Annotated in this window: 17 protein-coding genes; all 17 read right to left on the reverse strand. The window is 61.9% G+C overall.

The window, feature by feature from the left end; translation table 11 throughout:
- Positions 1–7 precede the first annotated feature (7 nt).
- Positions 8–1,333 carry an ABC transporter permease gene (locus DWU99_RS13760; RefSeq protein WP_115478644.1) on the reverse strand — a complete coding sequence of 442 codons (1,326 nt, stop codon included), beginning with the start codon at positions 1,331–1,333 and terminating at the stop codon, positions 8–10.
- Between the two features lie 49 nt (positions 1,334–1,382).
- Complete coding sequence (locus DWU99_RS13765; protein ID WP_325048474.1) at positions 1,383–2,609, reverse strand: ABC transporter permease; 1,227 nt, start codon at positions 2,607–2,609, stop codon at positions 1,383–1,385.
- Positions 2,610–2,619: 10 nt separating this feature from the next.
- Positions 2,620–3,936, reverse strand: a complete 1,317-nt coding sequence (locus tag DWU99_RS13770) for an ABC transporter permease (protein ID WP_115478646.1) — start codon at positions 3,934–3,936, stop codon at positions 2,620–2,622.
- Positions 3,937–3,975: 39 nt separating this feature from the next.
- Positions 3,976–5,217 carry an ABC transporter permease gene (locus DWU99_RS13775; protein WP_115478647.1) on the reverse strand — a complete coding sequence of 414 codons (1,242 nt, stop codon included), beginning with the start codon at positions 5,215–5,217 and terminating at the stop codon, positions 3,976–3,978.
- A gap of 9 nt (positions 5,218–5,226) precedes the next feature.
- Positions 5,227–6,537 (reverse strand): ABC transporter permease, encoded by a 1,311-nt coding sequence (locus DWU99_RS13780; RefSeq protein WP_115478648.1) that lies wholly within the window; start codon positions 6,535–6,537, stop codon positions 5,227–5,229.
- 117 nt (positions 6,538–6,654) lie between these two features.
- Positions 6,655–7,377, reverse strand: coding sequence for an ABC transporter ATP-binding protein (locus DWU99_RS13785; RefSeq protein ID WP_115478649.1), 723 nt, complete (start codon positions 7,375–7,377; stop codon positions 6,655–6,657).
- A gap of 129 nt (positions 7,378–7,506) precedes the next feature.
- Positions 7,507–8,778 (reverse strand): efflux RND transporter periplasmic adaptor subunit, encoded by a 1,272-nt coding sequence (locus DWU99_RS13790; protein WP_115478650.1) that lies wholly within the window; start codon positions 8,776–8,778, stop codon positions 7,507–7,509.
- Between the two features lie 173 nt (positions 8,779–8,951).
- Positions 8,952–9,521: a hypothetical protein gene (locus DWU99_RS13795; protein ID WP_115478651.1), complete on the reverse strand. Its 570-nt coding sequence runs from the start codon at positions 9,519–9,521 to the stop codon at positions 8,952–8,954.
- Between the two features lie 116 nt (positions 9,522–9,637).
- Complete coding sequence (gene hemP / locus DWU99_RS13800) at positions 9,638–9,793, reverse strand: hemin uptake protein HemP (protein WP_233511156.1); 156 nt, start codon at positions 9,791–9,793, stop codon at positions 9,638–9,640.
- A 148-nt stretch (positions 9,794–9,941) separates the two neighbouring features.
- On the reverse strand, positions 9,942–10,910 hold the full coding sequence (locus tag DWU99_RS13805; protein WP_115478653.1) for a potassium channel beta subunit family protein: 969 nt from the start codon (positions 10,908–10,910) through the stop codon (positions 9,942–9,944).
- Between the two features lie 224 nt (positions 10,911–11,134).
- The gene (locus DWU99_RS13810; protein ID WP_115478654.1) at positions 11,135–11,947 is read right to left on the reverse strand and encodes a hypothetical protein; all 813 of its coding nucleotides are present in this window, start codon (positions 11,945–11,947) and stop codon (positions 11,135–11,137) included.
- A gap of 114 nt (positions 11,948–12,061) precedes the next feature.
- Complete coding sequence (locus DWU99_RS13815; RefSeq protein WP_115478655.1) at positions 12,062–12,580, reverse strand: phosphatidylglycerophosphatase A family protein; 519 nt, start codon at positions 12,578–12,580, stop codon at positions 12,062–12,064.
- Entirely contained in the window at positions 12,577–13,536 is a 960-nt protein-coding gene (thiL, locus tag DWU99_RS13820; protein WP_115478656.1) for a thiamine-phosphate kinase, read from the reverse strand. The genes DWU99_RS13815 and thiL overlap by 4 nt, the downstream gene beginning before the upstream one ends.
- A 248-nt stretch (positions 13,537–13,784) precedes the next feature.
- Positions 13,785–14,231 (reverse strand): transcription antitermination factor NusB, encoded by a 447-nt coding sequence (gene nusB / locus DWU99_RS13825; protein WP_115478657.1) that lies wholly within the window; start codon positions 14,229–14,231, stop codon positions 13,785–13,787.
- Positions 14,231–14,692 carry a 6,7-dimethyl-8-ribityllumazine synthase gene (ribH, locus tag DWU99_RS13830; RefSeq protein ID WP_115478658.1) on the reverse strand — a complete coding sequence of 154 codons (462 nt, stop codon included), beginning with the start codon at positions 14,690–14,692 and terminating at the stop codon, positions 14,231–14,233. Before ribH ends, nusB begins: the two co-directional genes overlap by 1 nt.
- Positions 14,693–14,763: 71 nt before the next feature.
- A complete protein-coding gene (gene ldcA / locus DWU99_RS13835; protein WP_115478659.1) occupies positions 14,764–15,717 on the reverse strand; it encodes a muramoyltetrapeptide carboxypeptidase in 954 nt (317 codons plus the stop codon).
- A 34-nt stretch (positions 15,718–15,751) separates the two neighbouring features.
- A complete protein-coding gene (locus tag DWU99_RS13840; RefSeq protein WP_115478660.1) occupies positions 15,752–17,986 on the reverse strand; it encodes a beta-glucosidase in 2,235 nt (744 codons plus the stop codon).
- Positions 17,987–18,090 lie beyond the last annotated feature (104 nt).

Here is an 18,090-nt window from a genome sequence, read left to right on the forward strand (position 1 = left end):
CTTGTCCTCAGTTCGACTTCAGCTGCCAGGCGGGCTGAACGCGCGAGGCACGGAAAGTGGGGTAGATGCCGGCGAGCATGGTGGACACCACGGCGACCACCAGCGTCAGCAGCAGAAGCTCGAAGTCCAGATGCGCAAGGTTCGCGATGTCCTTCGGCAGAACCCAGCTCACGCTATGAATGCCGATGCCGGTCAACAAAAGACCGAGCACGCCGCCGCTCAGGCCGACGATTCCCGCCTCGACCATGAATTGCGCATAGATCGCCGCGCGCGGCGCACCGATGGCGCGGCGAACACCGATTTCGTTACTGCGGCGCAGGAACTTCGCCAGCAGCAGGCCCGCCGTATTCACCAGGCAAACCACCAGCAGGCCGATGGCCACCAGCAGCGACACCTCGGTATCGGTGGGAACCACATGTTCCGCGTCGAGCCAATCGTGCAGATTGCGCAAGCGATTGTTCGGCGCCCAGGCGAAGCGACCGGAATGCTGTTGCTCGCGGGCGTAACCGTCCAGGTAGTCCTTATAGGTCTTGGCATCGGCCGTGCTGTCCAACTGGGCCATGTAGCTGATCCAGATGCACGACGAAAGCTGCAGCCCCTTGAAGCCCGACTGCGCGGGTATTTCGGAACAGTTGGTGTTGCCGTCGTTGGCCATGCTCACATCGATGGCACGCATGAACGGAATGAACAAATCATCGGCGTTGGTGGTGAAACCGCCGGTGTTGACCACGTCGTAAAAGCGCGGTTGGGGCGCCCACTTGTTCAGCACGCCGACGATGCGATAGTCCTTGCCATCGACATCGATGATCTTGCCCACGCTGTTGGCGCCGCCGAACAGCTTCTGATCGAGCTTTTCGCTGATGACCACCACGGCCGCGCGCTGCTCGTCGTCGGCCGCGCCCCAGCCGCTGCCGTATTTGAACGGCGCATCCGTCATGGCGAAGAACTCGTTGAAGACCGCATGCCCCATGACATTGATGGGATGCTTGCCCGCCTCGGACGGCACGACCGACGGCGTGATCATGTACATCGCCGACTGGTACTTGGCGCGGTGATCGCGCATCAGCGCGATGGCGTCGGTGTAGTCGAGCGCATCCGGCGGATCGCCGTTGTCCCCGGCACCGCCGTGTCCTTTCGGCCCCCACATTTCAATCTGCGGCACGTAAAGCTGCGACGACTTCCATGGAATGGGATCGCCCGACACCGCGCGAAACACGGAGTACGTGACCATGGACGCAGCCACGCCAAACCCCACCGTGAGTATCATCAACAGCGTAAGTCCGGGACTTCGCTTGAGACTGCGTACCGCCAGATCAATGTAATACCCCAACATGGGCGCCTCCCTCATTGTGTTGATGACTCTCTCGCGAGAGCTTCGTCCTTCAAACTGATCGCGTTGCTTCCACAGGCGGTACGTTGGATGCACGCAGCGCAGGCGCCAGCACGGCACACTGCCCCAGCAACAGCAACGTCACCACCCCGGCCAGCACATACCCCGGTGCCAGCCGAGCCATTTCAAACTGTTTCATCAGCCAAAGATTCAATCCCAACGCGAGTACGCCGCCGAGCAGCACGCCGCCCACGCCGATCAGCAAGTTTTCGGTAAGGAAGTAGCTGAGAATGTCGTGGCGCGTCGCGCCCAACGCACGGCGCACGCCAATTTGCTTGCGCCGCTGCCCGACCCAGAAACTGGTAAGCCCGACGATACCTGCTGCGGTGATCGCCAGAAGAATCACGCTGATCGACGCCATCAGGATGGCCATGCCGCGGTCGCTCTTATAGGCCTGCGCGCGCACCTGCGCGAAAGTCTTCACGCCATCTTCGGGGCTTATCACCCGCAGACGGTTGGCCGCATACAACGCCGCGCGCACGCGCTTGGCGACATCGTCCAACTGACCTGGCTGCGCGCGGACCACGTAGTTGGTCGGCGTGACCAGCTGATGGAACGGCATCAACGTCGAGCAATCGGACCATTGCGCCATCGCGCTGTCGACATATGGCGTCTGCATGCGTTCGACCACGCCGATGATGATGCTCGGCTTGTCGCTGACATATGCCATCTTTCCGACCGCCGACTCGCCGGGGAACAAACGCCTGGCCAGCTCGCTGGTAATGATGAGAACCTGCGGCGCGATCTTGTCGCGCCCGCCAATCTCGCCGATTTCGTCGGATCGGAAGTTACGCCCTGCCACAAGCTTGAGCCCAAGTGTGGGCAGCGCATTTTCGTCCGCGAAGTAAATCGCGGTGTTGGAGACGAAATTCAGCTTGTCCGGGCTATGGCCGATACCGTACGTAATACCGCCGCTGCTCAACGGATATCCATCGGTTGCATAAGCATTGGCTACGCCTGGAACCTTGCGCAGCGTCGCCAGATCATCCGCCAACAACGACGATATGTCGCCTTTCGTAGGTTTGTTGGCCCACTGATTCTGGATAACGAGCAAATGGCTTTCGTCCAGCCCGGTCGGTTGCGAAAGATGCGCCAGCCGCTGATGGATGATGAATAAAGCGTTGCAGACGATTGCCAACGTCAGCGCGATCTGCAACGCAATCAGCAAGGTACCAGCCTTGTGATGCTTGAGCGTGGCGAGGATGGGTCGGATCTGCATCGTCATCGCCTCAATGGGATTTCAGCTGCCACGCGGGTTGCACGCGCGACGCCCGCCATGTCGGATAGAACGCGGCGCCCAGTGTCGCGACCAGCGAGCAAAGCAAGGTCAGCCCCACCAGGCCAAGATTGATATGTGCGAGTCGGGCAATGTCAGGCTCAAACACCAGGCCGACGCCAAGCACTCCCAACCCGGTGAGCATCACACCGGCCAGCCCGCCACTTACGCCTACGATGGCCGCCTCGGCCAGATACTGAAGCCATATTTCCCGTCGCGACGCACCCAGCGCACGGCGCACACCGATTTCCCCCGCGCGACGCATGAACTTGGCCAACATCAGACCGACCGTGTTTACAAGGCAAACCAGAAGAAAACCTAGCGATAGCACGAGTGAGATGCGCGTCTCCGGCGGGACGACGCGTTCGTAATCCATCCATTCAGTCAAATTGCGCAGCGTTACATATGACGGCCAGTGAAAACGTCCCGCCTGGCGCTGTTCATCGGCATAGCCAAGCAGGTAGCTGCGATAGGCGCGCACGGCTGCCGCATCCGGCAGCTCAACCCAATAGGACACCCATGCACATTCCGATTGCAGCCATCCGTCGAACCCAGGCTTCCTCCCACCGCTTCCAAAGCAGTTGTCGTTGCCGGCCGTTTCGGTCTGCGTGTCGATCGCCCGGGTGAACGGCAGGAAGAAATCGGGTGGATCGGTAAATCCGCTGGAATTATTCACATCGTAGAAGCGAGGCCGCGGATTCCAATCCGCTGCCACGCCGATCACCTGGTAATCATGGTCATCCAGATGCACCGTCTGGCCGACGCTATTCGCACCGCCGAACAATTGCTGATTGAGCTTGCTGCTGATAACAACCACGGTAGCGCGCGCCTCATCCTGCGCGGCGTTCCAGCCGCTGCCATAGAGGAAAGGCACCTCGAACATTGGGAAAAAGTCGGCGTAGGCGGCATAGCCGCTGACAGCGAACGGTTCCCGGGCAGCATCGCGCGGCACCAGCGTGAAGCCCACCGGATAGATGGCCGTCTGACGCGCGGCCTTGTGTTCGTGCATCAGGGCCGTGGCATCTTTATAAGTCAGCGCATCAGGAATATCTCGTCCCCGCGCGCGACTATCCGGCCCCCATACGTCGATCTGGGGTGCGAACAGCTGCGTCGATTTGTCGGGCAACGGATTGCCCGACACGGCACGGAACACCGCGTAAGTGGTCATCGACGACGCCACACCGAAACCGACGGCCATCACCATCAAAGCCGTCAGGATCGGATTGCGCCGCAGGCTATGCAGACCAAGTCGCAGGTAATAGGCGAGCATGCAGCCCTTACTCCCCTCTCAATGTGAAACGTTGCGTGTTCATGCCGGACGCGTCGCCTCCACCGGTGGTACGCGCGAAGCGCGCAATGCAGGTGCGAATACCGCGCCCTGGCCGAGCACGATCAGCAACACCACCCCGCTCAGCACGTAGGTCAGCGGCATGATCCCCAGTTCGAAGCGCGTCACCAGCCACAGATTCAGGCCGAAGGTCAGCACGATGCCGACCCCAATGCCGCCGACGCTGATCAACAGGTTCTCGGTAAGGAAGTAATGCAGGATGTCGCGATGCGTTGCGCCGAGCGCGCGGCGCACGCCGATCTGCCGGCGACGCTGCCCCACCCAGAAGCTGGTGAGTCCGACGATGCCCGCGCCCGTAATGGCCAACAACACCACGCAGATGATGCCCATCAGGATGGCCATGCCGCGATCGCTGTCGTAGGCGCGTCGACGCACCTGCGCAAAGCTCATCAGGCCGTCCTTGGGATTGATGATGCGCATGCGGTTGGCCGCGTACAGCGCCTTGGGCGCCTCCTGCATCGCCGCTGCCAGCTGGCCCGGCTTGGCACGCACGATGTAGAACACACCCAGGGGCGATGCATCGCGTATGGGCCATACCATCGACTGTTCCGCATACGGGATGGCCCAGGCGCCAAGACGCGAGCGCTGCATCGTTTCGACGATACCGACGATCGTCACCGGCGTGCTGCTCATGGAGTAGAAGCTTTTGCCCAGCGCATCGCCGTTCGGATACAACTTGTCCGCCATGGCCTTGCTGATGATGGTGACCGGCGGCACCACCACGTCACGCTGACCCGCGTCCTTGACTTCGTCGGCGCGGAAATCGCGTCCGGCGATCAGCTTCAATCCGAGCGTGTGCAGGAAATGCTCGTCGCCGGAATAGACCGTTGCATCGGTGGTGGGCTCGACCTGGTCGACCTTGAGCGTAATGAAATTGTCGCTGCCGCCGACGGTCGACAACGGGTAACTGTCGCTTTGCGTGGCGTCCTGCACCGCCGGCAGGTTGCGCAGCGTGGCCAGATCCTGCTCTACGTTGGCCGCGGCCTGCTGCTTGTTGTACTGCTCTCCCCACATGTTTTCGATCACGAAGACATTCGATTCATCGACGCCGGTGGGCTCGGCGATATGCGCGAGGCGCTGGTGAATGATGAACAGCGCGTTGCACACGATCGCGAGCGTCAACGCGATCTGCAGTGCGATCAGCAAGGTGCCCGCCTTGTGTTTGCGGAGCGCGGCGAGAATGGGTTGGATATGCATGCTCATTTCTCCGCCTCAATTCGATTTCAGCTGCCAGGCCGGCTGTACCTGCGCGGCACGCCACGCCGGATAGACCGCCGCCACCACCGTCGCGACGACGGCGACCGCCACGGTCAGTGCCACCAGCGAAATATCCAGATGCGCCAGCCGCGCGATCTCCGGTTCGAACAACAACCCGACGCCGGACATGCCTGCCGCGGTCAGCAGCAATCCCACGATGCCTCCGGCCAGACCGACCGAACCGGCCTCCACCAGATACTGCGAGTAAATTTCATGCCGGGTCGCGCCGAGCGCGCGGCGCACGCCGATCTCTCCGGCCCGGCGCATGAACTTCGCCAGCAGCAAGCCGATCGTGTTGACCAGGCAGATCACCAGGAAGCAAAGCGCCACCACCAGCGAGATGCGGCTTTCCTCCGGTATCACATGCTGCTTCTCCAGCCATTGCGGCACGTCGTCCAGGCGCACATTGGGGGCCCAGCCATAGCGTCCGGCGCGCTGCTGATCGGCGGCATAGCCCTCGATAAACTGCCGGTAGCGCGCCACGTCGGCAGACGTATTGAGTTCCACCCACGGCATCAGCCATATGCAGTTGCTTTGCAGCCACTCGTCCCAGCTCCTGAATGTCAGGTGCCCGCGGCAGCTGTTGCGACCGGTGTTGTCGATTTTCAGATCGAGCGCGCGATTGAGCAGCAGGAAGAAATCCGGCGGATCGCCAAAACCGCTCTCGCCCCACACGGCGTAGAAGCGCGGACTCGGGTTCCAATGCCCGGTGATGCCCACCACGCGATAGTCATGGCCGGAAAGGGTGATTTCGCGCCCCACGCTGTTGGCACCGCCGAACATGCGCTGGTTGAAAGAGTCGGAGATCACCACATCCGCGGCGCGGCTGTCGTCGTCGGCATTGCTCCAGGCGCTGCCATACAAAAACGGCACGTCGAACATCGGGAAGAAATCGCCGGTCACCGCATAGCCCGTCGCCTGGCTTGGAACGCTGTTGGCATCATGCGGCAGCGCGGAAAGCATCAGCGAGTAGATCAAAGTCATCCGCGAGGACTGGTGGGCCCGCATCAACGCCATCGCGTCGACATAATTCAAAGCGCCCGGCGGCTCGCCATGGTCATTTTGTTGCGGCCCCCAGCTGTCTATCAGCGGCACGAACAGCTGCGACGACTTTTCCGGTATCGGATCGCCGGACACCGCGCGAAACACCGAATACGTCACCATCGACGCCGATACGCCAAAAGCAATCGCCATGACCATCAACGCGGTAAGCGCAGGGTTGCGCTTCAAGCTGTGCAAGCCGAGTTGTAGGTAGTAGTTGAACATGAAGATCCCATGGATGTTGACGTGTCTGACGACCGGATGTCGCGCACCCGCGTTGCGGCGCGGGCGAGCGCTCCTGCTTCCAGCCCTCCCCTGTCCGCAGGGGAGGATCGACTTCGATCAGCCGCGTACTTGGCCGGCGGCTGCGGTATAGGCGGTGTGGAAGCGCGGATCTTCCGCGAGATCCACCACCTGGCCGTCGATGATGTGCACGTTGCGCTGCGCGCGTGCGGCCAGTTCCGGATCGTGCGTCACCATCACGATGGTGGCGCCTTCGCGGTGGATTTCTTCCAGCAGTTCCAGCACGCCGCGCGCCATCTGCGTATCCAGGTTGCCGGTCGGTTCGTCGGCGAGCAGCAAACGCGGACTGCCGGCAAGCGCACGGGCAATGGCGACGCGCTGCTGCTGACCGCCGGAGAGTTCGGCCGGATAATGCTTGGCGCGCGAAGCGAGGCCCACGCGCTCCAGCGCATTCATGATGCGCTCCTTGCGTTCGGGCGTCTTCATGCCGCGATAGCGCAGCGGCACTTCGACGTTGTCGAACACATTCAGATCGGGAATCAGGTTGAAGGCCTGGAAGATGAAGCCGATCTTTTCGTTGCGGATCTTCGAGCGCGCATTGTCATTGAGCTGGCTCACTTCCATGCCATCGAGGTGATACTCGCCGCCCGTGAAGGTTTCCAGCAGGCCGGCGATGGTGAGGAAGGTGGTCTTGCCCGAACCGGACGGACCGGTCACGGCCACGAACTCGCCTTCTTTCACGTCGATGTTGAAGTCGCGGAGCGCGTAGGTTTCCACCACTTCGGTGCGATAGACCTTGGAGAGATGCGTCATCTTCAGCATGAGTTTTATCCTTCGGTTGGGTTTTGCCCCTCCTTCTCTTGGCTGAAGGAGGCTGGGACGGGGTGAAGGCTCGTCGTAAAGACTCACCCCACCCCAGCCCTCCTCTGCGAACAGAGGAGGGAGTAACTGTCAGCGACTGATCACGACACGCTGCGCGCCTTTGAAGTTGTCGGTACCGGAGATCACGATGTTGTCGCCTTCTTTCAGGCCATCGAGGATTTCCACTTTGTCGATGCTGCTTTCGCCGGCGCGGATGGGCGTCTTGGTGGCGATGCCGTCGCGCACGACGTAGGCGTAGCTGCCGCCGGATTCGTCGACAAACGAACCGCGCTGCACGGTGAGCACGTTCTCGCGATGGTCGAGCAGGATGCGCACGGAAAGGCGCTGGTTCTGGCGCAGCTGCTTGGGTGTGCTGCCATCGAAACGCACGCGCGCAGCGACTTCGCCGTTGACGACTTCAGGCGAGATGGCGCTGACGATGCCCTTCCAGTTGTTGTCGTTGCCGCTGATCTCACCCGTCATGCCAATGGCGAGATCGCGCGCGAAACTTTCCGGCACCTTCACTTCCACCTCGAGCGCGGACAGATCGATCACGCTGAGCAGTTGCGCGTCCTTCGCGACAGTCGCGCGTTCGGCGATGAAAAGCTGGCCGACCTGACCATCGACCGGCGAGCGCACATTGAGGTTGTCGACCTGGCGCTTCAAATCCTGCACCAACAGGACCTGACGATCATGCGCGAGCTTCTTCGCCTGGATGTCGAAGTTGCCAGTGTTGTTGTTGAGGTTGAGATCCGATTGAGCATGCTGCAGCGCGATATCGGCCTTTTCGACCGCGTCTTTGGCGCGGTCGACATCCATCTGCGGAACACCGCCCTGCGTATACGCTTTTTGATAGCGATCCAGATCGCGCTTGGCGGTCTGGTCGTCGATCTTGGCGTTGTCATACGCCTTCTGCATCTGCGACTTTTGCTTGAGCGCATCGTTCTGCGCGCGCAGGTAATCCACTTCCATCGCATCGGCGTTGGATTCTTCCTGAGCGAGCTTGTTGACGAGCTCCGGGCTGTCGATCACGGCCAGGACCTGGCCCTTCTTTACCGTGTCGCCGGCATGCACCTGCAAGGTGACCGCGCCGCCATACGTGGCATACATCGTGGGGCTGACCGCCGCGACCACCTGGCCTTCCGCCGCGATATCGCGCACGAACGGGCCGCGCTCCACGGTGGCGAAGGCAAGGCGCGAGGCGCTGACGGATGCGTCGGCCGAGAACAGTCGCGCAATGCCGGGCAAGACGAGCGCCAGCACGATCAAGGCCGCCACGCCGCCGCCTATCCACAGCAGCTTCTTCTTGCGGCTCGGCTTGACCTGGATCAGTCGGTCCTGCGCTGAAGTATCACGAATCATGGTGAAGTCCCTGGCCGCGGACAGTGCGGCCCCACACCCTTCTCAGCAATCTGCGTGCCAGCGCGAGGAGCGCGAATTATTGACGACTGATCAATGACTTGCCTAAATGGTCGCTTGCGATGCCGCTGTCCGCGGACACTTGGCCGGACAAATGGACAGGCCGCGCGGACAGGCTATTTCTGAAGCACGGCCGATTCGGCATTCGCGATATGCAGCGCCACGCGGCTTCCGAGCGGCGACAAAGAGGCCGCGGGCACGTAATCCAACACGTAGAGGCCGGCAAAGCGACACAGAGAGAAACTCACCACCCTGGCGCTGTTGGGCCGAAGCCACTGCCCGGGTCGTCCGGCCGATGGGCCGATGTCCGATTCGTGGGGCGCAGTCACCGCATCCCATGCGAGATAGTCGGTATCCGGCAGCAGATGCAGGCGTGCACGCGGGCGACCAAGGCGATCGATGCACTCCCACCATTCGCGCGGGCCGTCGTCGGTCACCACGCTGGTGGCGCACAACCAATGCGTATCCAGCAACGGCGCGAACGCGCGTTGTGCCACGAGCAATCCTGGCGGATGCGCTTCGGAGATGACCGCGGACGACGTGGCATGCAGGTAGAGCACGACACCCAGATCCGGAAGCGTCCGAAGCAGGCGTTGCGGTGTAATTCGCCGCATGCGTCGCGACAAAATCGTCGGCGACACATGACGGCATAGCGGTGTGGAATGAGCGGCCAGCCAGCCGAACATGGCGATCTCCTGAGTGAAGACCCGGCTGGCATGAAGTGCGCGCTGGCAACAGGTGTGGATTATTCAACACGCCCTACCCTGTGCAAGGAAGAGCGACGCGTCGAACAAGCGACGGATTACTTGGTGAGGATCAACTTGCCGTTGCGCGTAAGGCGCAGGTGGTACTCGCTGCCCAGATGCTGGATCACCAGCTCGCGCTCGCCCGCCAGCAGGCGCTGGCTGGAGATGCGCCGCACGGGAGTCACGGGGACCGTGTCCGTCGTCGGGAGCATGGGCGGAGGCGTGGGGCGGGAAAGGGTTAGCGTGCTGGCGGACATGACTCAGCTCCATCGTCGGGTGACGATCAAATGATAATAATTCTCATTTAATAGTCAAGCCGCCTGATCCGGGCGCTTGTCGCCCGGTGGAGGCCGGGTCCGGCTAGGCAAACATCCGCTCCAACCGCTCCTTCAGGGCGAGGTCGAAGCGCGGCAGCACGTCCAGTGCGGCGAGGTTCTGCTCCAGCTGCTCTTTTCGACTGGCCCCCAGCAACACCGTGGAAACATGGGGATTGGTCAGGCACCACGCGATGGCAAGCTGTGCGGGCGTCGCGCCCAGTTCCGCGGCGATGGCAGGCAACTCCTTCACCTTGTCCACGCGCTCGCCGCTTTCGCCCAGCACCATGTCCCGCAACCATTCGTACCCCGGTTGCGTCAGGCGCGAGCCTTGCGGCACGCCCTGGTTGTATTTGCCGCTCAGCAAACCGGATGCGAGCGGCGACCAGATGGTGGTGCCCATCCCATAGCTTGCGTACAGCGGTGCGTACTCCTGCTCCACACGTTCGCGATGCAGCAGGTTGTACTGCGGTTGCTCGACCACCGGCGCATACATGTGCATGGCCTGCGCGATGCGATGCGCCTCGTGGATCGCGGCGGCGGACCATTCGCTTGTTCCCCAGTACAGCACCTTGCCCTGGCGGATCAGCGTATCCATCGCGGCGACCGTTTCCTCGATCGGCGTGTCAGGATCGGGGCGGTGACAAAAATAAAGATCCAGATGCCCCACGCGCAGACGTTCCAGCGCCTGATGACAGGCTTCGATCACATGCTTGCGCGACAAACCACGCTGCGTGGGACGCGGTTTCTCCGCTGCGCCGAAATACACCTTGCTCGAGACGCAATAGCTGTCGCGCGGAAAGCGCAGGTCCGCCAGCACATCGCCCATCAGGCGTTCGGCTTCGCCGTGATTGTAGGTTTCCGCGTTGTCGAAGAAATTGACCCCGCGATCCCAGGCCAATGCCAGCAATTCGCGCGCCTCCGAGCGTCCGACCTGCCGCCCGAAGGTGACCCACGCGCCGAAGGAAAGTGCAGACAGCTGCAAGCCGGTGCGGCCAAGGCGACGGTATTGCATGAAAATCTCCCGATGGTAAGCAAGTCCCGGATACCTGCGTCGCGCACCGATCCTTTCTCCGGCGAATGCGCAAGCAGGTTTATCCGCAAAGGCTACTACCAGTACAACAGCAACATGTCACAAATTCGTGCATGGCCCGCAACCATAATTCCCCGTGGCGGCCCAAGCAGGATGCGCGACAAGTCGAATGCCGCATTGGCGCACGGCCCATGAAGCGACAGAGGTTACTCGGGCTTGAAATCTTCGATGACGCTATCGAGCGTGCTGTCGGGGCTCTTGACCTGCAGCAATAGCGCTATCCGGTATTTATCGAGATAGGCGAATGTCACTTTATTGGTCACGCCGCCATTTTCATCGATGATCTGGCACTCGAGTTCCAGCGCCTGCCCTTCGATCGCCGGATTGATTTGCGACGCGGCGTAACGCTTGCCGGCATCGCAGACAACCTGTCCGGGATCCGTGGAGATTTCTTTTCCGGCCACGCCATAGAAGTACGTGAAATTCATATGGCCATCGGTCTGCGTATCGAAACGCACGACCTTGCGCGCCTCCATCACAGGGGGAAGCGCGGACGCATTGGAGGAAATGCTCTGCGTCAGGAACGGAAAATAGCCGCGATACGTCAGCTCCAGGCGTGTCGCGCGTTCCCCTTTGTTCGTCTGCATGAGCTCCATGCGACGCACAAGGCCCTGGCCTGCGTTTTCGAACGTGACCTCAGAGGTGTACGTGGATGGCGAACCCTGGCCAGGCTGGATCGGGGTCATCTGATCGCGCGTGTGCACGACGATCTTGCCAAACGGAACCGGTGCGAGCTTGGCACGCACGACGGCGGCTTTCGCTTCAGGACTAAGTGCATCCGTGCTGAAGTGTTGCGCGAAGTAACTGGAGTGATCGGGTGATCCACCGTTCGGCGGCGCGGAAGCGCCCGATTGGCTCACTGACTGATAGCCGATCACCGTACCGGCGTATCCGCCCACCAGCGCCCAGATCAGAACCCACATGTAACGCTTTTTGTTCGCCGCAACTGCAACAGCCATTGCCTGCCCTCTGGTCACTGGATTCGAACCCGCAGATTACCGCAGATCGACAAAGGCGAACGAGACGATCTCGCCCCGCCGTGAACGGGAAAAAGCACGTATTCAGTTGGGTCGCTAGACGATGATCGCGTGGCGCTGCAACGCGCTCATCAGCAACCACAAAACGATCGCGGCAATCGCACCCGCAAGAACATCATCCAGCATCACGCCTAGCCCGTCTTTTACGTGACGGTCCAGCCAACGAATCGGCCAAGGCTTCAACACGTCGAAAAAACGGAACAGAACGAAAGCTGCGACCACGATCCACCATGGCGCAAGAAGCGCGGGAAGCAACGCGATCCATTGGCCGACGAATTCATCCCAGACAAGGCTGCGGTGATCGTCCACGCCCAGGGATCGTCCCGCGATGTCGCAAGCTATTACGCCGATCACGAAGCCGATAACGATCACGAGCACATTGATCGGCAATGACAAATGGCGCAGCAACAGCCATGGCAGAATCGCCGCGAGTGATCCAAAGGTGCCTTGTGCGACAGGAGCGAGACCCGAGCCGAAACCGCAGGCCAACCAGCCCGCTGGCGTGGACAGCAAGGCGTGCCGTTGCTCGGAGGTAAGTGTCTTGCGATCGCTCATGTGCCGAAATGATCCCAGCCGCGATGTTCGAATGCCAGCCGTTGGCCGTCGGCACCGTGCACTTCGACGCCGCTGCCTTCGACGATGCGGCCGATCTTGGTGGCACCGCAGCCTAGTCTGGCAAGGTCGGCCTGTACCGTGGCGACATGCTTCGCGGGAACGGTGAAGCACAGCTCGTAGTCGTCGCCGCCGCTCAATGCAAGATCGCGTGATGCCTGCTCGCCGAAGAGATCGAGCAACGCCGAGGAACGTGGCAGCAACGACGCGTCGATCTCCGCTCCCACGCGACTCGCTGCGCAGATATGCCCCATGTCGGCAAGCAGGCCGTCGGAGATATCGATGCATGCGTTGGCGTTTCCACGCAACGCAAGGCCCGCAGCGACGCGCGGCGTCGGACGATTGAGGCGTTCGATCAGATACGTCGCGCGGGCATCAGCGCCTGCAGCTTCTTGCACAAGCTTGAGGCCCGCCGCGGCATCACCGAGCGTGCCGGTAACGCAGATTGCATCGCCAATCTGTGCACCTGCACGGAGCAACGCTTGACCTGGCGGCACGAAACCGTGGACGGCAACGCTGAGCGTGAGCGCACCGCGCGTCGTGTCGCCACCGACCAGTGCAAGCCGATACGGCTGCGCCAATTGCGCAAAGCCGGCAGCCAGTCCTTCGATGAAGGCAACGTCGGCATTCGGCAAGGTGAGTGCCAGCAACGCCCAGGCAGGCGTGGCACCCATCGCCGCAAGATCGGACAGATTTACCGCCAGCGATTTCCAACCGATATCCGCGGCAGCGGTACCATGCGGAAAATGCACGCCGTCGACCAGCGTGTCGATCGCAACGACCAGTTCCTGCCCTGCCGGCACACCGAGCAACGCGGCATCGTCACCGATACCCAGATGCACATCATCGCGCGCTTGCGCAGTGAGTTCGCGGATACGGTCGATGAGGGAAAATTCCATGGGACCGGTTTACTCCCTCTTCTCTTTCTGACCAATGCGCCTGCACATTTTCGGCAATGCCCAACCTTGCTCCACCGTCATTCCGGCGAAGGCCGGAATCCAGTGCAAATACTCGTCCAAAGGACACAAAACCAATTTGGAGTGCTTCGCACAACGTATCGACACTGGATTCCGGCCTTCGCCGGAATGACGGTGAGGGGGCCTGAAAAGACAGTCATAACTTCAGTCTTCAGGAAAAACAACTCTCACTACCGCTGCTTCTCAGTCACCCGCAACTGCGCAGCAAGCTTATCCAACACACCGTTGACGTAACTATGCCCATGATCAGCACCAAAGCGCTTGGTGACTTCGATCGCCTCATTGATGATCACGCGATACGGCACATCCGGACGGAACTGCAGTTCATAGGCAGCCAGGCGCAGCGCGGCCCGTTCGATCGGGTCGATCTGCGACACCTCGCGGTCGATATAAGGCTTGAGCGCTTCGTCCAGCACATCGAGGTGCTTTTCCACGCCACGCAGGAGGTCTTCGAAGTACTCCAGGTCCGCCACTTCCATATCCTGCTCGTGGCGGAACTGATCGATCACCGAGGTCATCGAGCTGCCGCTCATCTGCCACGCATACAGCGCCTGCAGCGCACGGCGACGGGCGCGCGAGCGCGCGGCGAGATCGATGCCTTCCGGACGCTGGTTCATCAAAGCTTTCCGTACAGATTGACCATTTCCAGCGCGGCGATGGCGGCGTCGGCGCCCTTGTTGCCGGCCTTGGTGCCGGAGCGCTCGATGGCCTGCTCGATGGTGTCGGTGGTGAGCACGCCGAAAGCCACCGGCACGCCCGAACCGTACGAGGCCTGCGCAAGGCCCTTGCAGCACTCGCCGGCGACATAGTCGAAATGCGGCGTGGCACCGCGGATCACGGCGCCCAGCGCGACGACCGCCGCGTACTTGCCCGAATGCGCGAGCTTGTGCGCCGCCTGCGGAATTTCCCAGGCGCCGGGAACGCGGATCAGATCGATCGCATCGTCCTTCACGCCGTGGCGCACCAGCGCATCGCGCGCACCGGCGACCAACGGTTCGACGACGAAGCCATTGAAACGGCCCGCGACGATGGCAAAACGGCCTTTGGGCGTGGCGAAATCGCCTTCGATGGTGTTCATGGTGCTGGATTCCTGGGGTTGGGGCCCGTGCGAGCCGGCTATTTTACGGGTTTGGGGACAGGGTTGCTCGGTCAGGCCACGGAGGGTTCGTGGGCCCGGCGAAGGTGGGGGTAGCCGTGGAAGTCCAGGCTGGCGCGCGTTCCCACCACGCGCAGCCTCGCCGGAACACCGAACGGCAGGGTGAATTTGTCGGCGGCGTGCCCGAAAGGCATGCCGGAAAGCACCGGGATGCCGGCGATGCGCCGGATCTGGCTGAAGCCGTCGTCCAGGTCGTAGCCGTTGTCGTAGGGGCTCGGCCGGCACTGCGTGAAATCCGCCAGGATCAAGGCCCGCTGCCGGCCCAATACGCCCGACAGGTGCAGCTGATACAGCAGGCGCTCGATGCGGAACGGCGGCTCGCCTACGTCCTCCACGAACAGAATGCCGCCCTCGATGCGCGGGAAGTAAGGTGTTTGCAGGAGGCTGCACAGCATGGCCAGGTTGCCGCCCCACAGCGGTCCTTCGACATCGCATTCGGCCGTCTCGCCGCATTCCCAACTCGCCGTGCCTTGCGGTGCGCTGATGGTGCGCCAGAAGTGACGCCACGTAAGCGGGCTCAACTCGACCGGACCGAAGTCGGGGCCGAGCATGGGGCCTCCGAAAGTCACCACTCCGGCCTTCGCATACAGCGCCATCTGCAATGCGGTGAAGTCGCTGTGCCCCACCATCACCATCGGTGCCCCGGCGAGACGTTCGCGCAGCGCGTGGTAATCGACATGTTCCAGCAAACGCGTTGCGCCATAGCCGCCACGGATGGACAAGGCGATATCGGGCAGTTCATCCAGGGCGGCGAGGTTGTTGATGTCCGCCACGCGCTGCGCGTCGCTGCCGGCGTAACGCAGCTCGGTGCGGTCGAGTACATCCACGCCATCCACGATGCATCCCGCATCGCGCAGGCGTGCAACGCCGCGCGTCATCGCATCGCGATCGTGCGGATAGCCGGACGGGGCGATCAGTCGAACACGGCTGGTGTGATGGTCCGGCATGGATGTCGTTGTTCCTTGATCGTCGTGGATGTGTTTACGGGGCGATCTCTGCCGCCGCGACATGGGCCGCGGCGTTCAACACGAGATCGCGCGAGGAGTGCCCCACTTCGATGGGATAGCTGCCTGATGCGACCTTCCATTTGTCCGCCGGCACATCGAAGACCGCCAGCAGACGCGGATCGATCGCCACGCTCACCGTGCGGCTTTGCTTCGGTTGCAGCGACACTTTCTGGAATCCGACGAGACGGCGCGGCGCTTCGCCGCTGTCCGCCGGCATGCCGACATAGACCTGCGGCGTATCCATACCCGCGCGATCGCCGAGATTGGTGACCTTGAAGCTCACCGCGACATGATCGCCCTGCGTGCTTACGCGCAGATCGCTGTAATCGAAGCGGCTATACGAGAGACCGAAGCCGAACGGGAACAGCGGCTCGAGTTTCTTTTCGTCGTACCACTTGTAACCGACAGCGGCGCCGTCGATGTTGTAGTCGACTTCCTGTGCGTTGGTGATCTGTGAACGCGGCAGTTGTTGTTCGCCCTGCGGGAAGGTGACAGGCAAGCGGCCGGAAGGGTTCACCTTGCCGGCAAGTACTTCGGCAATAGCATCGCCGCCACGCGCGCCCGGATACCAGGCTTCGACCACCGCGCCGACTTTCGACAGCCACGGCATCTTCACCGGGCCGCCGTTTTCCAGCACGACGACGCTATGTGGATTGGCCGCTGCCACCGCATCGATCAGGTCGTCCTGCTTGTCCGGCAGCGAAAGGTTCGGTTGATCGACGCCTTCGCACGTCCACTGCGTGGCGAACACCAGAACAACGTCGGATGATTTCGCCAGCGCCGCGGCTTTGGCCGGATCGCTGCCATCGTCGTAAGTGATCTTCGCGTTCGGCAACAGCTTCTGCAGCGCCTTCATCGGCGAAGAAGGATCGTAGACTTTCCACTGCCAGTCGGGCCCCTTCACCGCGGGAATGGCCGGGCCGCCGATGGGCCACACTTCCGCCGAGCCGCCGCCGGACAGCACGCCGACGTCCGCGTGGGCGCCGATGATCGCCACGGTCTTGATGTCCTCGTGCAACGGCAACTGGTCGCGGTCGTTCTTCAGCAACACGATCGCCTGCTCTTCCGCACGCTGAGCGACCAGCGCATCGGCCTCGGCATCGAGCGGCTTGATCACCGGCGGATGATCGAACAGCCCCACCGCGTACATCGAGCGCAGGATACGGTGCACCATGTCATCCAGGCGGCTGCGCGAAACGTCGCCCTTGGCGACGGCCTGCAGCAGCGCACCGAAACTGCTGTACGAATTGCCGAGGCTGACATGGTTCTGATCGACACCCGATACCTGATCCGTGCCGGCCATCGCATCCATCACACCGTGATCGGCACCCCAGTCGGTCATCACCCAGCCCGGGTATTTCCAATCGCCCTTGAGGATGTCGTTCAGCAGATGCTTGTTGGAGCAATCCCACGTACCGTTGACCTTGTTGTAGCCGCACATCACCGAACCGGGGTGGCCATCTTCGATGGCCAGTTCGAAGGCCAGCAGATCCGATTCGCGCATCGCACGCTCGTCGATGTTGGAACTGACCGTGAGGCGGTTGGTTTCCTGGTCGTTCAACGCGTAGTGCTTGATGGTGGAGACGACATGCTGCGACTGGATGCCTCGAATTTCTCCACCGTCGATGCGCGCGGCGAGCAGCGGATCTTCGCCGAGGTATTCGAAGGTACGTCCATCGCGCGGCTCGCGCGTGAGGTTGATGCCACCGGCCAGCAACACGTTGATGCCTTGCGCATGCGCTTCGCCCGCAATCATGCGTCCACCGTCGTAGGCGATCTGCGGATTCCAGGTGGCGGCGATGCCCATGGTCGAGGGCAGCGGCGTGGCATTGCCGGCGTCGCCGCGCACGTGGCGGGGCTGCTTGCCGGGGCCCGCATCCAGCGGATAGTTGTGCACGCCGATGCCCGCGTCGTTTTGCTGCATCGCTGGAATGCCAAGCTTGGGCAGTGCCGGCACGTAACCCGCGGTGCCGATGCCGCCCGGCGGTTGCTGGGCCGACATCATGGTGTTGTAGCTCTGCACCATGTGATACATGTCGTCGAGCGACATGCGTTGCATGAGCTTGTCGGCGCGCTGGTCCGGCGCGAGTGATGATGCCGTTGCATTGGACTGTTGCGCGATGGCGCCCGACATGCACGCAAGCGACAGGGCCACCAGGCATAGCGTGATCGTTTGCTTGCGCGTGAAGAGCAGATCCGTGGCTTTCATCTCGACCTCGTTTCAGCGGAACAGAACCATGCCATAGAGCATGCCATGAAGACGGTGTGCGGGGCGGCAATGGGGAGGCAAAATCCTGACATGTCCATTCCTCC

This window comes from Dyella psychrodurans (assembly GCF_003363265.1).
GTDB classification, from domain to species: domain Bacteria; phylum Pseudomonadota; class Gammaproteobacteria; order Xanthomonadales; family Rhodanobacteraceae; genus Dyella_B; species Dyella_B psychrodurans.